Here is a 5,519-nt window from a genome sequence, read left to right as displayed (position 1 = left end):
GTGTTCCCCGCGCGAGCGGGGATGAGCCCGATTTGGCGCAGGCTCATGCCATGGAGCGCGGGTGCTCCCCGCGTGAGCGGGGATGAGCCGACGGTGGCTGCTCACACGATTAATCGTGGTGGGTGTTCCCCGCGCGAGCGGGGATGAGCCGAAATGGTCTGGTGCATCATCCCTACGTGGGTAGTGCTCCCAGCGCGAGCGGGGATGAGCCTCATGCCGGTCATGAGCCAGCCGATAACCCATGGTGCTCCCAGCGCGAGCGGGGATGAGCCTGCGCGAGCGGAGATCAGCAGGTTGTTCCAGAAGTGCTCCCCGTGCGAGCGGGATGAACCGGGCGACGACTGGAGCGGTCGTGTCGGCTTGGTATGTTCCCCGCGTGAGCGGGGATGAGCCGAGCGGCCACCGTTCCGTAGCTGAGGCGTACCGATGTTCCCCGCGTGAGCGGGGATGAGTCTCAGAACTGCCACTGCATCGTGAGATTCAGTGCATATTCCCCGCAGTAGCGGGGATGAGCCCTATATCAAGGGCAATATTGAAAGGCTCTCAACGTATTCCCCGCACTCACGGGGCACAGGTAAAGCCCCTCGATCCGCAGCAGTAAGCTGCAGGCCGAGGGGCCTCCTCATGCATTAGCGTTAGCTGGTAGAAAGGTCAGCGTCCGAAAACTAGGGAACCGCCCCCTACGCCACCACCGCCTCCTTGGCCGCGGTGCCGTTGCGGGTCCACAGCAGGAACGCCGCCACGCTGTTGATGATGTAGAAAATGTACTTGCCGACGTTCGCAAAGTTACCCTGAGTCAGCGCCTTCACGCACTGCACGGTGTTGTACAGAGCCCAGAACTGCCACTGCATCGTCAGCTTCAAGGCGTTCAGAATGTTGGCCGACAGGGACAGGCCAAACACCACGGTCGTGATCCAGAACAGGAACGAGGTCTTGCCGCCGTAGCCAATGTAGTTCGTGACCAGGGAGAACGCGAACGAGCCCGCCACAATACCGCCGATAATCAGCTGACCCTTCGCGCCAGTCGGCGGTTCCATGGCCTTGCCGCGCTCGGAGTTCTGCCACCTACGAATCGCGAAGGTGTACACGATAAAAGTCACCGGATAGGTGATAATCGCTGCCTTATTACCCAGAATGTAGTCGATCGTTCCAGACAGCGCCGTGTTAATAATGCCGAGCACGTTGCCGATGTTTGAGAGGCGGCCGGTCAGGCGGGTGGACATCATCGAAATACCCACGTTAATCACTGAAATAACGCCGAAGGGGATGAGGCTCGTCATCGGGCCCCAGTTAACGTACTTGGCGAGGTTGGTGTTCAGGTATCCAGACCCGATAGCGATGGCAATAACCAGTGCCACGCCGAAGAGGTCGGCGTAACGCGACTTGGCGAAGAAGATAAGTGCCTTATCCACGAAAGCTCCTTTGGGATGGGTGTGTTAGCTCGCCGTTGAGTGGTATCGCAACGGTGATAAGGTTGTAATAACTATAACTCCCGAATCTGAAGACACGCCAAAAACACACCAAACCGGCACTATTTGTAACGCGATTCACTTTTCGGGGGCTACGAGTTGAATCGGGGCTGTGGATTGATCCGGGGGGGGCACGGGTTGATCCGGGGCCTACGGGTTAATGATTCTCACGCCGTCTAGCGTCACATAATTCGCCAAACCCTCGAATAAACCCGAACCTTAAGGTATTCTTGATAGCTGGGTCAGGAACCACGCCGGTCTCACTCACCGCGCATCCGCCCGGCACTCACCCTCCGCGTCTTACTCACGCTCAACAGGGAATCGCGTATCGGCCTCACTCACCGCACACGCTGTTGCCGCGCCTCCTGCCACCCGTAACTCACTCAACTCAAACGACAAGTGAATAGGACAATCATGCCCTTCCTCAATAATCGACTCTCACGACGATTTTTCCTGAAGGGTGCCTCCGCTGCCACCGCAGCAGGCGCCCTCGCACTGCAGGCCCAGGCCGCAAACGCAGATGAAGCCCCCAAGACCGCCGAGTCCCCGGCCGCCGCCGAGGAGACCAAGGGGCCGCGCCTCACCATCCAGCGCGCCACCATCACCGAAGACGGAATGACCGTCAGCTACACCGCGCACGGCCTGCGTGAACTCCTCACCGAAGGCACCACCCTGACCGTGCGCCACGGCTACGTGCGCGATAACTCCTTCGAAACCCTGCGCTCCTGGCCGCTCACCCCCGAATTCAACGGTGACGAAGACACCTTCAGCGGAACCGACCTGTTCCCCATCGAACTCATTCAGCCCGAGGGCGTGGACCACGCCCTGCAGCTGGATATCTGCACCGACCCCTGGGGTCAGGAAATCGCCCACCAGGTCGCCGCACGCATCCCCGTGGTCGAAACCAAGATCCTGAAGACCTCCTTTGAAGATGTGCCCGACAACCACCCCTACGCCGACGACATTCGCGTGGCCAACCAGAAGAAGTGGCTGCTGCCCAACCCGCAGACCGGCGCCTTCGAGCCGGACCGCGCCGTCACCCGCGAAGAGGTCGTAGCCCTGCTCAACCGTGCGGCGGGTCGTCCCGGCGTGAGCGAGAACTCGGAAGTCGCACCCTACGCGGATGCGGTAGACCGCCCCGCCGCGAACGCCCTGCACTGGGCGCGCGACCGCAAGATTGCTGAACCGATCGCTAGCGGCGAGCGTATCGACCCGACTGCCCCGATCTCGCACGAGGAGCTGGCGGCGGTGCTGTACCAGTACAACACCGAGGTGCAGCTCTCCGAGCTGGAGGATGCCTTGGGCTCCCGTTTCCGCGATGTGCTGGGTGCGGGTCCGCTGCACCGTTACGTTGCGTGGGCTGGCGCGAACGATATCGTGCTGGACTCTTCGGGTGAGTTCAAGCCGACCGCCCCGACGACCCGCGCGGAGCTGGCTCGCTTCATTCGCCGCTACAAGCTGCAGAACCTGCTGTTCCCCGATTTCTCGTATGTCTCCTAATTTTTAGCTATCCCTGGCGTTGCGCGCTGGGTAGCGTGAAACCCCCGTCTTCTGGCTTTTGCTGGAGGCGGGGGTTTTGTTGTGCGGGTTTAGCGACAGGCTGTGCCTGGCATGTGAAATTTTTGCGTCATATATACCTGAAATCTTGCAAAAACCTAGGAGCTAAGTAAGTATTACCTAGAAGGTAAATTAATGATTGCCTTACTTAATACTGTGTGAAGGCTAGTTCACTCCTTGTGGGTGCACGAAACACCCGCCGCATAAGGCAGAAAAACACGGCGCCTCACCGCCCCTCAAACAGGGGAGAGGCACCCCTTCACACACCACCCACACGATAAAGGACATACATATGAACCTCGCATCGAGCAAGGTATTCAAGGGCCTCGCCGTTGGCTCGCTGGCACTGGCAATCTCGGGCGTTGCCACCATCCCCGCATCGTTCGCTGCGGACCCCGCCCCGGCGGCAAGCCAGAGCAGTGACGCTCGCACCATTGCAGACAAGGCCATGGCGAAGATTACCCAGGGCCTGCCCGGTCAGTTCCAGGTCGCCTACTCTAAGAAGACCAACAAGATTTGGGTCGCGGGCACCGCGGACCGCGACGAGCACGTTTCTACGATTGCTCGCATTGACGCAAACTCCCTGAAGATTGAGGCTGTCGCCGAGCTGCCCATCGTCAAGAACGACAAGGGCTACTCCTACGAGGGTGCGTACGGTATCACCGTCGATGACGAGGAAGGTACCGTGTGGGTGACCAGCACCCGCGATAACTCCGTTGCCGTGTACGATCAGGCGACCATGAAGCAGCTGTGGACCAATGCGGGTCTGAGCAAGGACGACCCGAACTGGATTGAGCACCCCCGCGAGGTGCGTGTCGATCACGAGTCGGGTAAGGCTTTCGTCACCGGTCGCTTCTTCGTATCCGCAATCGACCTGAAGACCAAGCAGGTTGAGAAGATCCAGCTCGAGGGCGCACCCGACGGCGGTACCCGCTACATCAGCATGAACATCCTGGTGGACGGCGGCAAGCTGTACGTGCCCGAGCGTACCGGCGGCAAGATTTTCGTCATCGACACCAAGACTTTCAAGGTAGAGAGCAGCTTCGACACCAAGGGCAACGCGGAGGGTGAGGTTCGCCCCTCCGACATCGCGATTGACCACTCCCAGAACGAAATCTACGTCTCCTCCCAGGGCGTGAAGGGCGTCAACTCCGGCGTGTCCATCTACGATGCGACCACCTACGAGTTCAAGAAGTTCATCCCCTTCGGCACCCAGGCACTCGCACTGGACAACGACGAGGATAACGACCTGGTGTACGTCTCTGACTTCGGCACCGGCAAGGTCGGCGTGATTGACGGCGGCGCGGCGGACAAGCTGATTGCCGAGGTCGCCATGAACGGCGGCAAGGCAAACGACCTGGTTGTGCTGCCCAACGGCTCCGTGGTTGCTGTGGACAAGCAGGCTGGCGCAACCGCAACCGTGCCCTACGTGCTCGATGGCACCACCGGCACCGTCAGCACCTCGGACAAGGTCACCAGCAAGCCTTCTAAGGACAAGCAGGGCAACGAGGTTCCCGCCAAGACCTCCGAGATTCAGGCGAACTCCATCCTGAAGTTCAAGGTCACCGCAACCGCGGGCGACAACTCCGAGGTCAAGCAGGTCACCCCCGAAACCCGCGAGTTCCAGGGCTACCCGGCAACCGCCACCAAGACCACCAAAGCAACCGACACCACCACCCCCTCCACCGAGGCACACCGCACCGTGGATGCATCCGGTAGCGTCGCAAATATCATTCAGGGCCTGCCCGGTCAGTTCCAGGTTGGCTACTCCAAGAAGAACCATAAGCTCTTCGTGCCCACCGTGGGTGCGCGAGGCAATCTTGCTTCCTCCCTGGCGCGCGTGGATGCAGACACCCTGCAGACCGAGGCCTTCGCCGAGCTGCCCGTCAAGCAGAACGACAAGGGCCAGTACGGCTACACCTCCGCGTACGGCGTGACCGTCGATGACGTGGACGGCACCGTCTGGGTCACCAACACCACCGACAACTCCGTGGCAGTGTACGACCAGCAGACTCTCAAGCTCATCTGGACCAACGAGGGCGTGAAGGAGGGCGACCCGAACTGGATTGAGCACCCCCGTTCCGTGCTCGTCGACCACGAGTCCGGCAAGGCGTTCGTGACCGGTCGCTTCTTCGTTTCCGCTATCGACCTGAAGACCAAGCAGGTTGAGAAGATTCAGCTCGAGGGCGCACCCGACGGCGGCACCCGCTACATCAGCATGAACCTGTTCCTCGACGGCGGCAAGCTGTACGTGCCCGAGCGCACGGGCGGCAAGCTCTTCGTCGTGGACACCAAGACCTTCAAGGTTGAGAAGACCATCCAGACTCAGGGCGAGGATTCCACCGTTGAGGTTCGCCCCTCCGACGTTGCTGTGGACCACTCGCTGAATGAGATTTACGTTTCTTCTCAGGGCGTGAAGGGCGTCAACTCCGGTATCTCCGTGTACGACCTGACCACCGGCGAGTTCAAGAAGTTCGTCAAGTTCGGCACCCA

The 5,519-nt window shown here is 60.4% G+C and carries 3 protein-coding genes; 2 read left to right on the top strand and 1 reads right to left on the bottom strand.

The features are described 5' to 3' along the window. Window positions 1–680: 680 nt before the first annotated feature. Entirely contained in the window at window positions 681–1,412 is a 732-nt protein-coding gene (locus HMPREF2674_RS08955) for a nicotinamide mononucleotide transporter (RefSeq protein WP_070825470.1), read from the bottom strand. A 471-nt stretch (window positions 1,413–1,883) separates the two neighbouring features. Between HMPREF2674_RS08955 and HMPREF2674_RS08950 the strand changes: the two genes are divergently transcribed. After that, a complete protein-coding gene (locus HMPREF2674_RS08950; protein WP_070825469.1) occupies window positions 1,884–2,969 on the top strand; it encodes an S-layer homology domain-containing protein in 1,086 nt (361 codons plus the stop codon). Window positions 2,970–3,318: 349 nt separating this feature from the next. After that, window positions 3,319–5,519: YncE family protein (locus HMPREF2674_RS08945; RefSeq protein ID WP_070825468.1), on the top strand; the 2,201-nt coding region annotated here is incomplete at its 3' end.

The organism is Rothia sp. HMSC062F03, from assembly GCF_001836905.1.
In the GTDB taxonomy this organism is placed as follows: Bacteria; Actinomycetota; Actinomycetes; order Actinomycetales; family Micrococcaceae; genus Rothia; species Rothia mucilaginosa_A.
This window is presented reverse-complemented; position numbering and strand designations above follow the sequence as displayed.